Source organism: Rhodohalobacter sulfatireducens (genome assembly GCF_022012475.1).
Classification (GTDB): domain Bacteria; phylum Bacteroidota; class Rhodothermia; order Balneolales; family Balneolaceae; genus Rhodohalobacter; species Rhodohalobacter sulfatireducens.
In genome coordinates this window covers 23,840-42,850 of the sequence record NZ_JAKLWS010000023.1, presented here as the reverse complement: position 1 = coordinate 42,850, position 19,011 = coordinate 23,840, and the positions used below count along the sequence as shown (strand labels likewise).

10 protein-coding genes are annotated in these 19,011 nt (G+C 42.1%); 9 read left to right on the top strand and 1 reads right to left on the bottom strand.

Annotation, left to right across the window (positions count from 1 at the left end; genetic code table 11):
- The 9 genes from L6773_RS15210 (at position 1) to L6773_RS15170 (ending at position 15,338) form a co-directional block, all read left to right on the top strand.
- Entirely contained in the window at positions 1-2,712 is a 2,712-nt protein-coding gene (locus L6773_RS15210; RefSeq protein ID WP_237855296.1) for a baseplate wedge protein, read from the top strand.
- Positions 2,699-6,514 (top strand): hypothetical protein, encoded by a 3,816-nt coding sequence (locus L6773_RS15205; RefSeq protein WP_237855295.1) that lies wholly within the window; start codon positions 2,699-2,701, stop codon positions 6,512-6,514. Before L6773_RS15210 ends, L6773_RS15205 begins: the two co-directional genes overlap by 14 nt.
- On the top strand, positions 6,504-7,982 hold the full coding sequence (locus tag L6773_RS15200) for a contractile injection system tape measure protein (protein WP_237855294.1): 1,479 nt from the start codon (positions 6,504-6,506) through the stop codon (positions 7,980-7,982). The genes L6773_RS15205 and L6773_RS15200 overlap by 11 nt, the downstream gene beginning before the upstream one ends.
- Positions 7,983-8,089: 107 nt before the next feature.
- On the top strand, positions 8,090-9,340 hold the full coding sequence (locus L6773_RS21780; RefSeq protein ID WP_237855293.1) for an ATP-binding protein: 1,251 nt from the start codon (positions 8,090-8,092) through the stop codon (positions 9,338-9,340).
- Between the two features lie 7 nt (positions 9,341-9,347).
- Positions 9,348-10,694: an eCIS core domain-containing M35 family metalloendopeptidase gene (locus tag L6773_RS15190; RefSeq protein ID WP_237855292.1), complete on the top strand. Its 1,347-nt coding sequence runs from the start codon at positions 9,348-9,350 to the stop codon at positions 10,692-10,694.
- Between the two features lie 28 nt (positions 10,695-10,722).
- Complete coding sequence (locus L6773_RS15185) at positions 10,723-11,664, top strand: peptidoglycan-binding domain-containing protein (protein WP_237855291.1); 942 nt, start codon at positions 10,723-10,725, stop codon at positions 11,662-11,664.
- A gap of 38 nt (positions 11,665-11,702) precedes the next feature.
- Positions 11,703-13,415, top strand: a complete 1,713-nt coding sequence (locus L6773_RS15180) for an eCIS core domain-containing protein (protein WP_237855290.1) — start codon at positions 11,703-11,705, stop codon at positions 13,413-13,415.
- A 277-nt stretch (positions 13,416-13,692) separates the two neighbouring features.
- Positions 13,693-14,391, top strand: coding sequence for an outer membrane protein assembly factor BamD (locus L6773_RS15175; protein WP_237855289.1), 699 nt, complete (start codon positions 13,693-13,695; stop codon positions 14,389-14,391).
- A gap of 173 nt (positions 14,392-14,564) precedes the next feature.
- Positions 14,565-15,338 (top strand): M15 family metallopeptidase, encoded by a 774-nt coding sequence (locus L6773_RS15170; protein WP_237855288.1) that lies wholly within the window; start codon positions 14,565-14,567, stop codon positions 15,336-15,338.
- Between the two features lie 81 nt (positions 15,339-15,419).
- Here L6773_RS15170 and smc read toward each other — a convergent pair whose 3' ends face one another.
- The gene (gene smc / locus L6773_RS15165; protein ID WP_237855287.1) at positions 15,420-18,941 is read right to left on the bottom strand and encodes a chromosome segregation protein SMC; all 3,522 of its coding nucleotides are present in this window, start codon (positions 18,939-18,941) and stop codon (positions 15,420-15,422) included.
- Positions 18,942-19,011 lie beyond the last annotated feature (70 nt).

Below are 19,011 nucleotides of genomic sequence, written 5' to 3'. Positions count from 1 at the left end.
ATGGATCCTGTAACTATACCAAAACATACAGCTACAAACGACGACCGGGATTTTGAATTCCTGCACCGGACGGGTATGGAGCATATTGAGGAACTGAGCCGCAAACTTTGGACTGATTACAACAGCCATGATCCGGGAATTACCATGTTGGAGGCGCTGTGCTATGCCATTACCGATCTGGGCAACCGAATACAACTGCCGATACCGGATCTGCTTACAAAAACGAAAGATGCAAAAGGGGCAATTAAAGGTAGTTTTCCCACGGCCAAGCGGGTTCTGACAACGAAACCGATCACTGAAAAGGACTACCGTAAACTTTTCATTGATGTGAAGGGAGTTAAGAATGCATTTATACATGTCAATACCGACCACGTCATACACAAGCATTGTCTCAAAAAAGATGAACCGACTGAGGAAGATCCGCAGGGGAAACTGAGTTACGAGAAAGATCTTTCGCCTGATTATGAACATCTTCAATCTATGTCTGTGAAGGGTTTGTATGATATCTACTTTGAACCGGATCATGACATCAAGATACTTGAGAAAGACAGCGAACAGAGAAAAAAAATTATTGATGAGATAGAAGCTGAGATTAAGAGCCGCTATCATGCAAATCGAAATGTCTGCGAAGATCTTATCAGGGTAAAAGAGGTCAGCTACCTCGATCTCATTGTCTGCGGTGATATTGAAATTGAACGAACGGCCGGTACCACGGATGTAATGGCTGAGATCCTTTTTGGAGTTCAGGAATATTTTTCTCCCTCCGTGAAGCGCAAATCACTCGATGATCTGTTGGATGAGGGTCTTCCCGTAGAATCCATTTACAATGGCCCGGTTCTTGAAAATGGATTTATTACAGATGAAGAGTTAGAAAAGGCAGCAATCAGGAAAGAGATTCATCTCTCCGACCTGGTTCAGATTATCAGTGAGACGGAAGGTGTAAAAAGCATTCGGAAACTAAAAATGGGCGCCTGTAACGGTAGTGAAATTCCGGATGAAGTCCGAGATAAAACGAAGCAAAAATGGACCATCTGCCTGCCGAAGGACTCTGTGATTTTGCCGCGTCTGTGTATTAAACCAAGCATCAAAAATACAAACCTGTTCAAGGATGTTATCCCGATGCCGAAGGATGTAAAGAGCGTAGTGAATCATTTAAATATTCGGATTGATGAACACCAGGCATCACTTTCCCTCAGCTACGATGATCTTACACCAGAAAATGGTCAGTTTGTCGATACGGAGTACTACAGGTCCGTTCAAAATGAGTTGCCACAGATCTATGGAACGAGTGAATATGGCCTTTCGCCTTCACTTCCACCGGAACGCCATGCAAAAGCCAAACAACTGAAAAGCTATCTGCTGTTTTTCGATCAGATTTTAGCGACCTATTTCGGTCACCTTCGAAATATAGGGGACCTTCTCTCGGCAGATGTTGGGGCCGAAAGTTATTTCTATGCGGAGGTTAAGGATGTAATGAATGAATCGGAATTGATCAAGAATTACGATTCATATGAGACGGACGTTAAACGAATACTCTCAGATTATGATGACGCTGAGATTCGAAAAAATGAATTTATGGATCATCTTTTGGCACGGTTTGCTGAGAATATGAATGACTATGCCTTTGCGATGATGGATGGGTTTGGAGAGGATTTAACACGCGCTACGCTATGGCACAAATCAATCTTGTTGAAAGAGTATGCTGATCTGAGCTCTAACCGGGTACAATCCATTGATTATTATAGTGGTGAAACCGATCCATGGAATACGTTTGATGTGGCCGGTTTGAAACATCGGCTGGCGCGGCTGTTGGGTATCAGGGACTATTCCCGGCGTGATTTGACATCCACCAAATTTGAGATCAACGAGAATTCTGGTGACTGGACGTGGGTAGTATTTGATAAATCCGATCAACCCTTGTTTGAAAGCATAGGGTCATACGATGATGAATCAAAAGCAGAACGATCATTATGGTACGCTGTTTCGCTGGCCTGGAATCAGAAAAACTATGCACTTCACGAAACAGGCGGGGGGAAATTCACCTTTCATATTCTGGATGAAAACAAGGAGAATGCAGCCATGTGTAAGAAATTGTTCGATTCTAGAGATGAAGGGATTGAAGCGATTCCCGCCATCACGGAGTATATGTACAACAGGGTGACTGATGAGGGATTCTTCGTTTTTGAACATATTCTGTTCAGGCCGGACCGTAATGATGAAGATGCCGGTGAAAAATTTATGCATATCTGTATGGACAATGAATGTAAACAGTGTAAGCCATCAGATCCCTATTCATTGCGGCTAACATTTGTTTTTCCCGGATGGACACGTCGATTTTCAAACATGTATTTCAGGGAATATGCCGAAAAATTGATTCGGCGAGAGGTACCTGCGCACATCCTTTGCAGAATTTGCTGGATCGGGAATACTGTTGAAACGGAAGACGGAGAGTTGAGTACAGAAGACGGGCCGATGCAGAAACTACAAGATCTGTACAAAAAATGGCTGACCAAGAAAATGCAAAGTTCCGGGAATCAACAGAACAATGAATTTTTAAAACCCCTGGTAGATCTGTTACACGATCTGGAAACGATCTATCCGCAGGGAAAACTGTATGACTGTGAATCCGGTGATGCAGATACCGAATCCTCAATTGTGTTGGGGAAATCAACAATTGGCGAATTAAAACAGGAAGACAATGGCGACGAATAATCTCTTAACTCAACCAACCCCGCACTACCATAAATTTGTTGATAACCAGGTGCTCACCGATGATCATCTAAATTCGGTGCTGGATTATCTGAATCACCAGGATCGGCTTTCCAGGATGCTTCTGCATGGAGTTGGTGTGGTATGCGGTTTGCAGATCTCCATAGATGAATCGAACAGAGAGATCCATTTGACGGATGGAGTGGCCGTTACAACGGCGGGAGACCTGCTGAAACTCGGTACAAAAAAATATGCGGGATTCAAGAGATTCAGCGACGCAAATGTTAAATACCCGTTTTTTACGGACGATGAAGGTGCTACAATGGAGCTTTGGGAGTTGGAAACCGATACGTCGCCGTCGGATGTTCGTCCCCTCAGCCAATTTGAGTCAACGACAGATATTGATTTCAAGAAAGCCATTGCCATACTCTATCTTGAAGATTATCTCGGTGAAGAGGAAGATTGCTCACCTGTAGATTGCGATACCCAGGGACAACCGGTCGTCAATCAGTTGCGGGTTTTGTTAATCTCTACGGAGAATGCGCAGAAAATTGCTGAACAGGATTCTATCTTTTCGAACCTGCTGCAGGGAGGAAGTGATTTTATTGTTGATGAACTTTATAAGGAGTATGTCCCGCGAGTACTCCTGAATGAGACGAATACCGGAGACTACAATTCATTCAAAAAAGCATATGATATTTCATTTCAAACGCTGGCAAATCAGATTAACAAACTTGGTTCCATTTCAGTATTCAGTAATGTATTCAATCGGCTAGGAGTCGACCCCACAAGCGAGCTTCACAAGGTTCCGTCTTCTGCTACAAACTTCCAGTATGTCTATGATTTTTATAAAGATCTTGCTGATGCTTACAATGAATTAAGAGATCTCTTGAAAAAGAATTATGCCATTTGCTGCCCCGACCCGGGAGCATTTCCCAAACATGTGCTTCTTGGTACGCTTAATGAAAGCTCAGAGAATTGGCGCCATCCATTTTATCCCTCACCAACCCATGTAGAATCAGCACTGGGCCAGATGAATAACGTATTTGAGCGGCTGCTTCAAATGATTAAAAATTTTCGGGCAGAGGAAAAGAATGAGATTCGAATTACCCCATCGAGAGATGATGATTTTTCCCAGGGCAAGAGAGCCGTACCGTTTTACTACAATCTTCAGAAAGCATCCGTGGCTTCAACGTTTTTGCAGAAATGGAGAGATAAGGATGTTGAACTGGTCCCGAATTATTATGGTGCCGGTTATCCCTCCGGAGAATTCAAGCCTCTGAATGTTCATTTGGACGATCACGATTTTTACAGAATTGAAGGTCATACAGGTAAGCATATTCAGGATGCTCATAAGAGAATTAAAGAGATTCAGAAAAATAAATCACTGCCTTTTGATATCCAGCAGGTTGCAATCGGCGATTATCCCGAAGAATCGACAATCGATTACGATAAATATCGAGTCTATTTCGAAGATCTGCAGGTAGTTTTACAGGCTTGGAATGAAGAGCAGCAATGTCTCATGAAAACGGCCAGTGACTTTCTTACAAAATTCAGCACAAAAGAACCCGGAAGGCATATCGCATATAAGGTGCCCGAACAGGATGTAAATACTGATTCAAACATTCATTCCGGTATCATCGAAATGGATCAGCCCATGGCGAAAATACCCACACATTATCTATACGGAACGAGTGTGACGGGTAAAACCAAAAAGCCCAAAGAAAACCAGGTAATGAAAAGTATCGCATCTGAAAAAGATACTCTTGGTTTTGCTATGAAGGATGTCGTGAAAATTACAGATAACAGGAATGATTTTTGGGTGAAAACAAACAATGCTGTCGGGAATATTATCAGCAATTGGAATCCTGATATTGTTGAAGCCACAATCAACATTCCGGGTCAACTTGTGGGCTACCTGAAGGAGACTGAAGACTATAAACTGACGGATATTGAGGATTTTACAGAAGAGAATCTCAAAAAATACCTGGAATCGCTCGAAGCCCAATGCAGAAAAACTTCGGAATCTAAGAAGAGATTGCAGGGCTTAATCAACAAAGATGATAGTGTACTGCGGTCAAAAGAGTGGGTGGAAAATTACCAGTATGTTCTGAACCGGATCTCTTCATCTTGCTGTATCATGGAAAAAGTGAAAGTGTTGTATGAAAAAATCATTGAACGAAAGAGAGAGGTTTTAGACAAGTTCGTTCTCGATCAATTTATCCAGGATCATCCCGGCGCCGAGCACAAAGCCGGAGTGGAGAAGGGGGGCACATTTGTTCTGCTCTACTACTCAAAGAACCGTAAACCCGGAGAATCATCAGAAATAACAGAGAAGAGATTTTCATCATTGATGATGAGTCGGGAAAGGTTTGAACAACCCGCTCATGAAATTCCAATCAGCAGAGAGTTCGGCGATATGACTCATTTCCGTGGAACTTTTGATGAGTCAGAGGCTCTACGACGCGCAGCTGAGGAAGGTTTCTCTAACCTTCCTGGAATTCGTGCAAGAACGAGTATCCCTGCGAGGGAAAATATTCCGCACGGCACTGTTATAGGTGATCTCAGTTTACCATACATTTGCTGCTCAGAAACGCCATCCACAAACTTTGTATTTCCGGAACAACTCGCCACCTTGCGAATTCCTGTAGATCATGTTTGTGTGGATGAGAATGGCAATACCGATCCAATCCCGTTAAGTGTAACACCGGCGGGCGGCGATGTGAAAGCATTTATCCAGAAGCGGGAGCTTGAAAATGTAATTCGAGTGGAAGAAAATGGTACATTCTTCGATCCGAATAATGTAAGCCCACAAGAGTATGGAAATGTAATCCGGTTTGAGGTGAACGGTCAGCCGGTTGAACCGATACTTGAGGTGTATCGAAAACCGAACGCGAGGTTTACAATTGGGGAAGAAATTTCATTCAGAGAAGAAAATACGCTAGCCGTTGTGAAATTCCAGAACCGATCAACTCCATTTGATGAACTCACCTTTGAATGGGATTTCGATGGTGATATAGTCCAGAATGAAAATGCCCTGGAATTCACGCATTTCTTTAAAGTAAGGCCGGGTGGAAATTTCGACTTTGAAGTGAAATTAACCGCATTTAATGGTCCATGCCGCGCAACATTTTCGGAAAGTGTAAATGTGGATGTTCCTGAACTGGAGATTCCGGATGATCCCAATCGGCCCGACGATCCAGATAATCCGGATCAGCCCGATGACCCTGATCAACCCGAGAGAAATTGTGTGGAAATCAGTGCCCAGGCGATTAAAGCTTCATTCAGTGTGATGGACCGAGAAGCTCAAAATGATAACAACGAGATCGATCGACGATTCCAACTTTTCTACATGCGAAAAATTAGACGTGTATATGAAAAGATTCTTGATGATCCCGAATCTGCCTTAAATGGTGAGTTGGATAATAGTGTGATTCCGATGATCCAGGAAACTCAGAAAATGGTACTTGAGAATATCATGAATCAGCGAAGAGTAAACGGGCTCGAGTTTATGCTGATGGTTTACTATGAAATGGCACTGCTCTACTTCTACATACATTCCTGCAGAGATAACAGGATTGGAAGTGATATTGCCATGCATAATGACCGGCTAAACTGGCTGACTGTGACCGAACAGGTATTTGAGAGCTTCCGTGAAGCACTAAAGAGTGTTCTTGAGACTGATAAGATTCACAATAAACTTGATGCAGTTCAGGATCGAATGGGAGACAGGTTTGATCGAGACATGAGAACCATCATTGGAAAAATCATAAGCATTTTGAGACGATTGGCAGATGGAAGATAGACCACATATCATCCAAAAAATTCAGGCAGAACTCACATTGCATTCTGATGAAAAACACTCCGAAAAGTCGGAGAAGCTGAAAAGAGCTATTCAGGATGCTATGCGGAGCCTCTCGCCTATTTTGGATGATTTGGCTGGTGAATCTCACTTCAAAATTGACTCATTATCTGTGGAGATCGATCTCTCAACGGCTGATTTTGCTCAGCTCGACAAAAAGATCGCAGATGCAGTGAGAGATAAAATCGAGAAGCTATTTAAATCTCAGGAGGAGTCGCCTGAGTTAGTTTCGAAAGAGACGGTTCAAAAACTTTCCGAAGAAAATAGCTATCGTGAAATAGTTAGCTCTTTTTTGAAAACTGGAGAGATCCCATGGTGGGCTGAAAAATCGGCACTGGATGAAGCTGAGAAGTGGTTGTTGAATCTGAGTGCAGATGAATGGATATCCCTGATAAAGTCACTTGTTCAAAACCACATCTACGTTGTTAACCGGTTGGTGAGGCATTTTTCTCCCGTTGTGGTCCAAGAGCTGGTTCGAAAAACAGTTGAAGGCCATCCGGGAAGTGGCCAACTGCTTAATCTTCAGGATGAGATACTGAGATTTTTACAAAATCAGAATCTATCAACTGCTTTCATTCATGAAATAGAAAGAGATTTTATATCCGGAATTATAAAAGGGAGAATCGCTGGTGTCGCTCAGGAAAAACTAGTGGAGCATCTTTTTATCTCAGCCATCAAAAAAATGATAAGTAGAGAAGCTCAAACAGGAGGTTCTAAAAAAATTGTTACAGATTTGAGACTGTGGTTGAACCGTTCCGAACAACAGGAGAGAGAATATTGGGTTGAGCAGTTGGAGGATCTGTCGAGTAGCGACAACTGGATCGAAGATCGCAACGATGAGTTATTGATTGAAGGCGATTTTCCAAAGGAGTCCGAAATAGATATTGAGCCTGAATTTATTGATCATAGGAATGAGATTTCAGTTACTAATGCCGGAGTCGTTATTCTTCATCCATTTTTGGACTCCCTCTTCAAAAATCTTGGCTATGTTGAAGATGGTGAATTTTTGAATCAAGCCGCAAGGGAACGTGCCGTCTGCCTGGTTCACTATTTAGCGACCGGTGAGGAAAAATTTCCGGAGTACGAGTTACAACTCCCAAAGTTTTTATGCAGATGGCCAACGGGGCTACCCATAAATCGGTATCTGCAACTCTCAGAAACGGAGAGAACAGAATGTAATTCGGTTTTATCCAGTTCTCTTGCACACTGGGCAGCTTTAAAAAATACTGGAATCGAAGGGTTGCGGGGAAACTTCCTCAAACGTGAAGGAATTTTAAGACGGGAAGAGTTCGGATGGTCTTTGTATATAGAAGAAAAAACCATAGATATACTGTTAGATAAGCTGCCGTGGAACCTGTCCATTATAAAATTAAAATGGATGGATGAAATGTTAACTGTACATTGGCATTAAGGATGGTCTACGAAGAACTCATATCATCGCTCCGGAATTTTATATTCCACAGACTGGAACATTATTTTCAGAAGAGAGAAGACTTGCCTGGAGTAAATGAGTTTCAAGTGAAAGAAAAGAAGGGACATCCATTTACTGATTTTGTTAAAGAGAAAAATCTAAGTAATGAAGAGCAATTGGTTCTTAGTTTGACTTTGATTCCCCACCTGAGGCCTGAACTTTACACCAATCTGATTCAACATTTTTTACCGCAAGGCGGAGATCTGCCCATATTTGGTGCGGCCAAAGCAAAAAATGCAAGGGGAATTATTCCCACAGGAGAAACGGCTCAATTTATTTTGGGGGGAACAGATACATTAACTCGTTTGAAAATTTTTAGATTGTTACGGACCTCTGATTTAATCAAATCGGGAATTATTTCAATTGAACACGTTCCGGACGGTGAACCGGAGATGAGCGGTAAATTGGTATTTGCAAGGGAGTATGTAGATCTATTTTTGACAGGCGAAATGTCTACGCCATCATTTGGTCCCGATTTTCCAGCACAAAAAATTGATACAGAGCGAAACTGGGACGATCTCGTTCTTACGGAAGAACTTGAAGAACAGATCGATGAACTGAAAACCTGGATTCAGTATAACAAACGCCTGATGAAGGAGTGGGAGATGTCGAAGAAATTGAAACCCGGATATCGGGTGTTGTTTCATGGTCCATCGGGGACCGGTAAAACATTGACTGCGAGTCTCTTGGGCAAATATACCGGCAGGGATGTTTTTCGTGTAAATCTATCAACAATCGTTTCAAAATATATTGGAGAGACGGAGAAAAATCTTGAAAAACTCTTCTCTAAAGCAGATAACAAAGATTGGATTCTCTTTTTTGATGAAGCCGATTCCTTGTTTGGAAAACGCACGGACGTAAACGATTCCCACGACCGATATGCCAACCAGGAAGTGAGTTATCTCTTGCAGCGTGTTGAAAATTTCAATGGCCTCGTGATCCTTTCTACCAATTTCAAAACGAACATTGATGATGCATTTTTACGTCGATTTAATGCCATCATCAAGTTTCCATTTCCGGACGCAAAACTTCGCAAGAGTATTTGGGAAAAATCGCTGCCGAACCGTGCTAAAATTGATCCGGATGTGGATATCGAGGAAATTGCAGTACGATATAAGCTGACCGGCGGGAATATTATCAATGCAGTTCATCTTGCTTCTTTGAAAACGTTGGGGGATAAATCAGAAATCATCACTCTTCGAAATCTGCTTCACGGAATCAAACGCGAAGTAGAAAAGGAGGGCAAAATATTCAACAATTTGTTGAATAATGGCGTGAAACCAAACGGAACTAAATAGGTCAAAAATGAAAACTGCAGAGCCAAAATCACAAGCTGTAAGTACACATTCATGGTCTCCGAACTCAATGAACGAAGTTTTTTTTCATGCCAATCATCAACGTCCAAATTCTTTTTTTGCTCCTGCAACCATACAACCAAAACTGCAGATTGGTGAACCGAATGATAAATATGAGAAACAGGCTGATCGGGTAGCGGATGCTGTCGTTCAAATGCCTCACTCTGCGGAAACCATACAGCGACAAGCAATGGAAGAAGAAGAGATGGTTCAGGCACAGTCTTTGGAAGAAGATGAGTTACAAATGCAACGAGAGCCGATTCCTCAACGAAAGTGTAAGGCCTGTGCAGAGGAAAGCCTTCAAAAAAAAGCAACCGAGTCAGGTGGCACCGGCAACACAACAAGTGAGCAAATAAGTGATCAATTAGAATCAAAGAGTGGATCCGGCAACCGCTTACCAGTACCCATTGAATCAGAAATGAGCCAAAAAATAGGAGCTGACTTCAGTAGTGTGAATATTCATACCGATTCGGAAGCAGTGCAGATGAGTCAGTCGCTGGGGGCTCGTGCTTTTACACAAGGCAACGATATTTATTTTAATTCGGGAGAATATCGTCCTCAATCGAGTGATGGGAAACATCTTTTGGCTCATGAATTGACGCATGTGGTTCAGCAAAACAAATTAAAGACTGTTAACCAAATACAAAGAAATGTGGTTGATGATGATGGCCATGTGCCCTGCAGGAATACAAGAGCGGGTGCTGTGGGTACTCTTCGAACAGCTGAGCAGGAAGCTGTCAGACTAGCCCGGAGAGCTTCCGGTGAAATTTGGACTCATCTAATTTTACATCCCCTGATCAGTATTGGTGGTGAATCTCAGTCTCTTCATGATTTTCGGGATGCATTATGGAGACGATTTCACTTTGACTACAACGATGAAACAGTTCGGGAGACGCATCTTCCACTGTTAGCACGACGTTATGACCTGGTAGCTCAATGGATCAGCAATTTGGATCATCGATATGTTTGTGCGGGACCGGGTAATGAACCGCCCGGTGAATGTACAGATCAACCGGGAGTAGGTATGGCATGGACAGCCAATGGTATCAATACAACTGAACTGTGTGAGTCATTCTGGACCGCTTCTGCAGACGATCGTGCAGAAACAATCCTGCATGAATGGTTCCATTTTGGCTTTGGCTGGTTGGGTGATTGTGGTGAGGCACATAATAGGAATAATACCGTTTGTTTTGATATGTTTGCAGGTGAACTGGCAGGAACAGCAACTCCATCAGATTACGATAGCTGCTGTGTACCTCCCACAGATCCATTACCCCCCTTACAGGGAATTCCATAATTAAAAAAATCAATAAATAATATTAAAAATGGCACTTTACAGAAGAGGATCAACCGGCGATGAAGTGAAGCAGATACAGCGTGAGCTTCAGGATAAAAATCACTACCATGGACCCATCGATGGTATTTTTGGTGGGGGAACTGAAAGTGCAGTGAAGGCCTTTCAACGGTTTGAAAATTTAACGATAGATGGAATTGTTGGTCCTGAAACATGGAAGGAGTTATTTGATGAAGATGAAGTCCAGCCTCCATCTATTCTCAATGAAGACCTTTCATATCGGTCCTTAGCTTTAACCGGAGCCTTTGAAACGAGCCAGCCGCCTCCGGATTGTTTTGCAGGAATAACCGGTGATTTTGACGGCCAGGCGATCAGTTTTGGTGCACTCCAGTGGAATATCGGTCAGGGTAGTCTGCAGCCACTCCTTTTAAAAATGGATGAAGAAAATCCTGAGATTGTTGAAGAGATTTTTGCTGATCATTGCAGTGAGTTTCGGGAAATTTTGCAATCCCCCCATGAGCAGCAGATGGAGTGGGGGAGGTCTATTCAGGATCCCATTCGATTGGTATTAAGAGAACCCTGGCGTGGATTGTTTAAAAGTTTAGGGCGAAATAAAGAGTTTCAGCAAATACAGGTGGAAGCTGCCGAAAGGTTGTATGATGCTGCTCAGGATTTGGCTGATGAATATGATCTTAAATCGGAAAGGGCTGTGGCTTTAATGTTTGACATCAAAGTGCAGAATGGAAGTATCTATTCGTATGTGCGAGAACAGATACTGCGGGATTTTGACCAGCTTTCTGATGATGCGGGTGAAGAGGAACGCCTTATAATCGTAGCCAATAGAAGGGCGGAGGCATCAAATCCCCGATGGGTTGAAGATGTTCGAAACCGAAAATTAACGATTGCCAGGGGGGAAGGTACCGTGCATGGAATGCATTATAACCTCGAGGAAGATTACGGTATTCGCTTATGAGAATAGATTCCAAAAGATAAAATATTTAATCAATCACAATGAAAAGCACGGCCCATACAGATCAAACCAAATCACCATCGAAGAATGTTGGCAGCAAGAGTTCATCCTTTTTTAAGTCCGTGAAAAGTGATGATCAACCTTTTTTTGGTCCCGCTGTCTTACAACCGAAACTTGAAATTGGTGAACCGGATGATCCTTATGAGAGGCAGGCCGATTGGGTAGCGGATGCAGTAGTCCAAATGCCGGATGCACCACAACCTGTTCAGCGCCAAGAGATGGAAGAAGAGGAAGAACTGCAAATGAAGCGTGAACCGATTCTTCAGCGGAAGTGCGAGGAGTGTAAAGAGGAAGAAAATATTCAAAGGAAATCAAACAATTCTGCACAATCCGGATATATGGTAAGTCAGGGTGTAAGTACTCAGCTCCAGGCAAAAAGTGGAAAAGGGAATCAGCTTCCTCGTTCAGTCCAATCAGAAATGAGTCAAAAAATCGGGGCCAATTTTAATGGTGTGAATATTCATACCGATTCAGATGCATCGCAAATGAGTACTTCAATTGGAGCCCGTGCTTTTACTCATGGCAATGACATCTATTTTAATTCAGGAGAGTACAATCCATCAACCCACGAAGGAAAACATTTGCTGGCTCATGAATTGACTCATGTTGTACAGCAGGGAAAAGCAAAAAAACGTATTCAAAGAGAACCACTGAGCGATACCCAACGGGATAATTATGTTACTAATATTATTGCCGAGATGGGTACAACACACACTGATTATAATAACGGTGCGCAAGATGCAGATCGTGCCATTTCAGCTGCGGCCCAGGCAAATGCCGATTTAGCAAAGGCCTTATTTAGCATCAGTATGGCTATTATTGTTCCTGGATTCGGGGGAGTAATTAGCAGTTTTGCAACTCGAGTTGGAATTACGCTAACAACAAGTGTTGCGGATCGTATTGGTGGTGTAATTGGTGAAGCTGCTAAAATTGCAGGAGAGAATGAAATTAATGAAGCATTTCAGAGTACAGAACAGAATCAGCTTTTTATTGAAATTGCAAATGGCCTTGAAGAGTCTGCAAGAATAAAACGCCAACATTTATTAGAGGTTAAATACGATAGTGGTGCTCTTCCGGATACTGATTTAGTTCAACTGCATGACTATTGGCTTGCACTGGGTAGGCTGGACAGAGACGTCTGGAATCATTGGTTCCAGGAGAAATACAATGAGTACCAGCAACAGATTAAGCCGATTGGTGAACAAACGGATCAAAGGTATGGAACCAATAAACTTCGTTGGATTGAAGGAGCAAGCTGGAGAGCACTCGCATTGACGGGTGAAGGCCGTTATTTTATGGCAACCGGCAGTCCGACATTTATGGCCTGGATTTCGCCATTTTACCGGGATGCGGCTGTAAGCAGACATGAACAGGCTGTAGGAACAAGCGCTATTTCTGCTGTCCATTATACTAGTTTGGAAACAACAGGAAGTACTACAAGAAGTGATTTTGAAAATATATTAGACAGGCCATATACGGGATATGATAATATCGTTCGTGAACAAGCTCAGGGAAATGTACAACAGGGCTCGGGATCTAATTGTCCAACGTGTCACGGACAAGGAGGCGGTATCGGTCCTGAATTCAACCAAGAGCCGCTTATAGATTTCAACCAATTTGAAAGAAATCAATCCATTGATGATGTTGACACGGAAGCTTTAAGAAGATGGATTGAAGCAATTGAGAATGAATAATCGAAAGAATATAGTATAAGTTTTTTGCTTCGGGTGACTCAATAACCTAATCTTCATCATTTATCTCCAATGCCTATCTAAATTGTTGAGAGCCCATATTTAAAGATCCGTCTACCCTAATGGGTAATGATGAAACTTTTGTGGATAATGAATTATCTGCAGGAACTATTCAGTTTTATTCTAATAAAAAAAGCAGGCGATTATACGGAAAAGCAGTTGTGAGTATATGGTGCCAAATTTCTTATCTTATCAATTAGATTTTAAAGGCTGTATCCCTATGAATAAATATTTTTTGCTTATTTTACTATTCCCGCTATTTCTTTTGTACGGTTGCAATTCTTATACCTGGCAAGAAGCCCAGCAAGAGGATACCTATGAAGCTTACAAGACATATGTTGAAGAAAATCCCGAAGGTGAATTTGTTGAGGATGCTCAACAACTTTTAGAACTTCGTTACTGGGAGTCTATAAGAGATGATTCTAGTGCTGCGGTTTTTCAAACATACTTAAACCGATTTCCGAACGGACAATTTCAATCCGAAGCTGAGGAAAAGATCGATCAAATTGCACGTGCAAACCTTGCAACAGAAGGGCGTGTAACCGGATCGAACGTAATAATTCGCAGTGATCATACTACAGAATCTACCTCCGTGGGCGTTGTCGCTCGAGAAGGCACAATTGTTGAAATTCTTGATTTCTACAACTCGGGAAATAGTAAGGAGGCCATTCTCAGTAGAGATGCGACATTTGTTCAAAATGGTCAACAAATTAATCTTACGACTGGTAAAGCTGTAACCATTTTGTCTGATCAAATTGATTCTGTCCGGGTTTCTGTCTCTACTGCTGAATATGGTACGATTGAAGCCACCATCAGTAAAGAGAATATAGAGCCAATGAGCGGCGAAAGATGGTATGAAATTACTACACGGGATAATATCACAGGCTGGATTTACGGGAAGTTTATCGAAGAATTATAATTTTTGTCAATGGTTGGTTGTTCGTTGTTCATTATGTTATGAATGGCGTTTCGACTGTTCAGGATACCCTGCTTTTGTGAAGACACAGGCCAGACTTTTGTACATTCATTCATTTGAAAAAATCAACAAGCCATCAACTACTGACAACCAACAACTAATCACTTTTTTAATTTATGAGACCATTTATTTTTTTGTTTTCAATTTTATTGATCAGTTGCAGCGGAGAAAAATCTCCATCCAACGATATGCAGAACTCAACTTCCGAGGAAACACAAACTGAGGTAAATGATTCATTGAGAGTCGATATTTCAGAGGAGTTTGTGACGGGTCAGTTTAATTTTAAAACCCATGAAGATTTTGTAGAGGTTGATCCGGAAGATGCCAACAAAGAAGTATATCTCCATAAAAAGACTTACGAAGCTTTCCAGGCGATGTCGGATAGCGCTAAACAAGATGGAATATCTCTGATTATTGTATCAGGTACACGAAATTTTGAATACCAAAAAGCGATATGGGATCGAAAATGGAATGAATCCACAGCAGAAACAGATCTGGAAAAAGCGTTAGGTATCCTTGAGTACAGCTCCATGCCGATGACCTCTCGCCATCACTGGGGAACTGATATCGATCTCAACAACCTTAACAACAGCTATTTTGAAGAGGGTCAGGGAAAAGAGGAGTATGAGTGGTTAAAGGCAAATGCTAACGATTTCGGCTTTTATCAGACCTATACCGAAAAAAGCCTCAACGGCCGAACCGGGTATAACGAAGAAAAATGGCATTGGTCCTATATGCCGCTCGCGTCCCAATTCTTAATGTACTATAATCGGCACCTCACGAATGAAGATATTCAGGGTTTTGAAGGATCAGATCTGGCTACAGAAATCGATATGGTTCAAAACTACGTGAATGGTGTTTCTGTAGATGTGCTTAGTTATAATTATTAATACTCTAAGTCATCCAATGAGTGGATCTGGTAAGAATAAATATTTGATCTCAAATACTCATCGGATGACTTCCCTTCTTACCTATACCGTCTCCACCTCATCCAACTTTACGCCAACCAACCGGCTGACTCCGGTCTCCGGCATCGTCACGCCGTACATCATTTCAGCTTTAGACATTGTCTTTTTGTTATGGGTGATGATAATAAACTGAGTATCCTCACTGAACTTCTTAATCATTTGTGAGAATCGCTCGATGTTGGCATCGTCCAACGGAGCGTCTACCTCGTCAAGCACACAGAATGGAGAAGGTTTTACGAGATAGATTGCAAAGAGGAGGGCAATGGCTGTAAGTGTTTTTTCACCACCGGATAGCTGATTAATACTTGAAGGACGTTTACCACGTGGATTTGCCCGGATCTCAATTTTGGCCTCCAACGGATCTTCTGCTTCTTCATCGATTACTAAATCGCAGAAATCATCCTCATTAAAAAGTGTACTGAATACATTCTTAAAATTGTTTCGAATCTTCTCAAACGTTTCACTGAACCTTTCCGTAGCTGTTTCATTAATCTCGGCAATTGTTTCCCGCATCTCCGCTTCTGCATCCCGGAGATCTTTTATTTGCTCTTCATGGAATTCCAGCCGCTCTTTTTCTTCACGAAACTCCTCAATGGCCAGCGGGTTCACATCACCAATTCGGTTCAGCTTCTGACGCAAAGTACTGACTCTTGATTTGGCTTCATCGGGTTCCATATCTTCAGGAAGCTCTTCTGAGAGTTGGTCCATCAATATCTCATATGTTTCCCAAATGTGGTCAGACAGACCCTCTGCTTTCATTTCAAACTTCTCTTTGGCCATCGTTAAATGATGTACCAATTCAAGATTCACCTCTTTTCGTTTTCGAAGTTCTTTTAATTCCTTTTCAACTTCATTGATTTTACCGCGTTGTTTGCTACTGGCTTCTTCAGCAAATGAAAGTTTTTCGTCCGCCTCTTTTTTTTGAGCTCTTGCTTTTTCAAGCTGTTCACCGCTTTCCCTAATCTTTTTACGGTACTCGGCAATCTTCTCTTTGCTTTGCTCCAACAACTCTGTTCGGCTCTCTTGGCGGCTCCTCATATTTTCGATACCAGACTCAGCTCGCTCAATATCTTTCTCCAGGTTATCCGTTTTATTTGAGAGGTCCTGGTGCTTCAGTTGGGCGTCGTTGTACCGGTTTTGAGCAATCGCTCGTTCTTCTTCAAGATTTTGAAGTGTTTCTTTCTTCTCTTTTTGCTGTTTATCCAACTCCGTGATTTTCTTCTGGAGCTCTTTCTGTTTTGGCTGAAGATTTTCAAGCTCTTCAATGGCCATATCTCGATTACCAGCCAGTTTATCCTTCCGCTTTTCCAGGTCATTGATATTTTTCTGATACACCTGGATGCTTGATTGGTAGCTGCTCACCTGTTGGTCCAGTTCCCGATTGGTCTTCTGAAACTCACGAATAGTCTTTCGGATAGAATCAAGATCAATTCGCTCTAATTCTCGGTTGATCTCATCAAGAGCGTCCTCTTTAGACACGAGCTTACCTTCAAGCTCGTACTCTTTTTTATTCAGTTTATTCAACTTGTCTTCAAGGCCCAGTCGAATTCCGGCCTGTTTATTCTTGCTTCCGCTTTTTAGAATCTTATTTGATGTAATCAAATCACCATTCGGAGTAACCGCCGATGTTCCGGAATCTTTAAGCAGAGTTGATCCTTCCTGTATTGAGTCGGTTATGAATATGGAACCCAGAAGAAGCTGAGCCACGGGTTTATACTCATCATCAAACCAAACATGTTCAACAATGGAGCCGGCTTCTGTAGAGTAAGAGTCATTCAATTCAGCGAGTGGAATAAATGTTGCCCGGCCTTTGTCATTTTCTTTTAGGAATTCGGAAGCTCGAATGGCGTCATCCAGTGATTCTGTTACGATAAAGTTAACAGCATCACCCAAAGCTGTATCGAGTGCCGGTGCATACTCTTCAGCGGTTTGCAGCAGTTCACCGACCGGTTTCAAGAGATTAAACTCCTCATTGTGATTTTCAATCAAATAGCTGACGGAAGCAGGCATCGCTTCGTTGGATTCGGCAATTCCCTGCAACAAGGAAATTTCTGATGAGACGGCTTCCTTTTTACTTTTCAGAGATCGAATTTCCTCGCGCAGGGATTCTCTCTGTTCTTCTAAATTATCTTTCTCCCGGGACGATTCTAAAAGCTCCTGCTCCTTATCATCAACCTGGTGGTTTATTTTCTCAGACTGCTTTCGTGCCTGTTCAAGTTTTTCTTTAGCAGCATCAATTTCCGATTCAATATTCTTGATATCCTGGTCGATCCGATCCTGATCATCCTCACTGTTTTCCAATCTGGATTCAAGCTTAATCCGGTTTGACTGAAGATTGGTCAGTTTTTGGTTGACGTCACTAATCTCAATTTCAAGTTCGTACAATTCATGCCGAACTTTTGTGTACTTTTGCTGAACGTCTGAGAATTTTTCCTTCGATTCAGCAAGAGATTTTTCTGATTTTTCCTTTTCCTCAGACAGCTTTTCAAGCTTACTATTGTTACGCTCTTTCAGCTCGGTAAGCTCCTTGATATCAACCTGGCTCTGCTCAATATCAGATTCATATTGCTCAATGACTCCCTCTTCATTGCTGATTTTTTCATTCGTGATCTGTAGATTGGTTTGTAATTCACGAATGGTTGAGCTTAACTGGCTGACTCTACGCTTTGCCTCCGACTCATTTCGTTCTTTCTCCAGGAGCTTGGTCCGGGCTCGTTCCTCATCTGACTCAAGTTCCTGCAGACGTTCCGCAATTTTACTTTTTTCTTTTTCCGCATTTTCAATTTTGGTTTGAAGCGGATCAAGTTCGTCCTGGATAGATTTGTACTCGTGAAGGGTGTAAGCTTTGTCGAGATGTACGAGCTCTTTTTTAAGCTTTTTTGCTTTTGCTGCTTTTTCAGCCTGTCTTTCAAGAGACCTTGCTTTCTTTCGGATCTCAATTAAAATATCTTCGAGCCGGGTGAGATCTTTAAGTGTATCATCCAGTTTACGCAGGGTTTGTTTTCGCTTTTCCTTGTAACGAGTCACACCAGCCGCTTCTTCAAATAGACGGCGTCGATCATTATTCCGATCGTTTAGAATTTCTTCAACCATTTTAAGCTCAATTACGGAATAGGCATCGGAACTCATGCCCGTATCCATAAATAGCTCCATGATATCTTTGAGTCGGCAGGCTGTATTATTAATCAGGTATTCACTGTCACCAGAACGGTAAAGTCTTCGCGTAATAGTCAGTTCACTGTATTCAACCGGTAGAATTCCCTTATTATTTACAAAAGTGAGAGAGACATCCGCCATACCCAACGCTTTCTTTTTGGCCGTTCCGTTAAAAATCACATTGCTCATGGAACTTGATCGCAGGAGGGTAGGTCGCTGTTCGCCAAGCACCCAGCGGAGGGCATCCACAATGTTTGATTTACCACACCCGTTTGGCCCGACGATAGCAGTTATCCCGTTATCAAATTTTACGTGTGTCTTGTGGGCAAAACTTTTGAAACCCTGTAATTCTAATTCGGATATATACATGGCAGGTTACAGGATACAGGTTGGAAGTTCCAGGTTCAAAGTTAAAGGTTTTAAGGGTTCAGAGATGAAA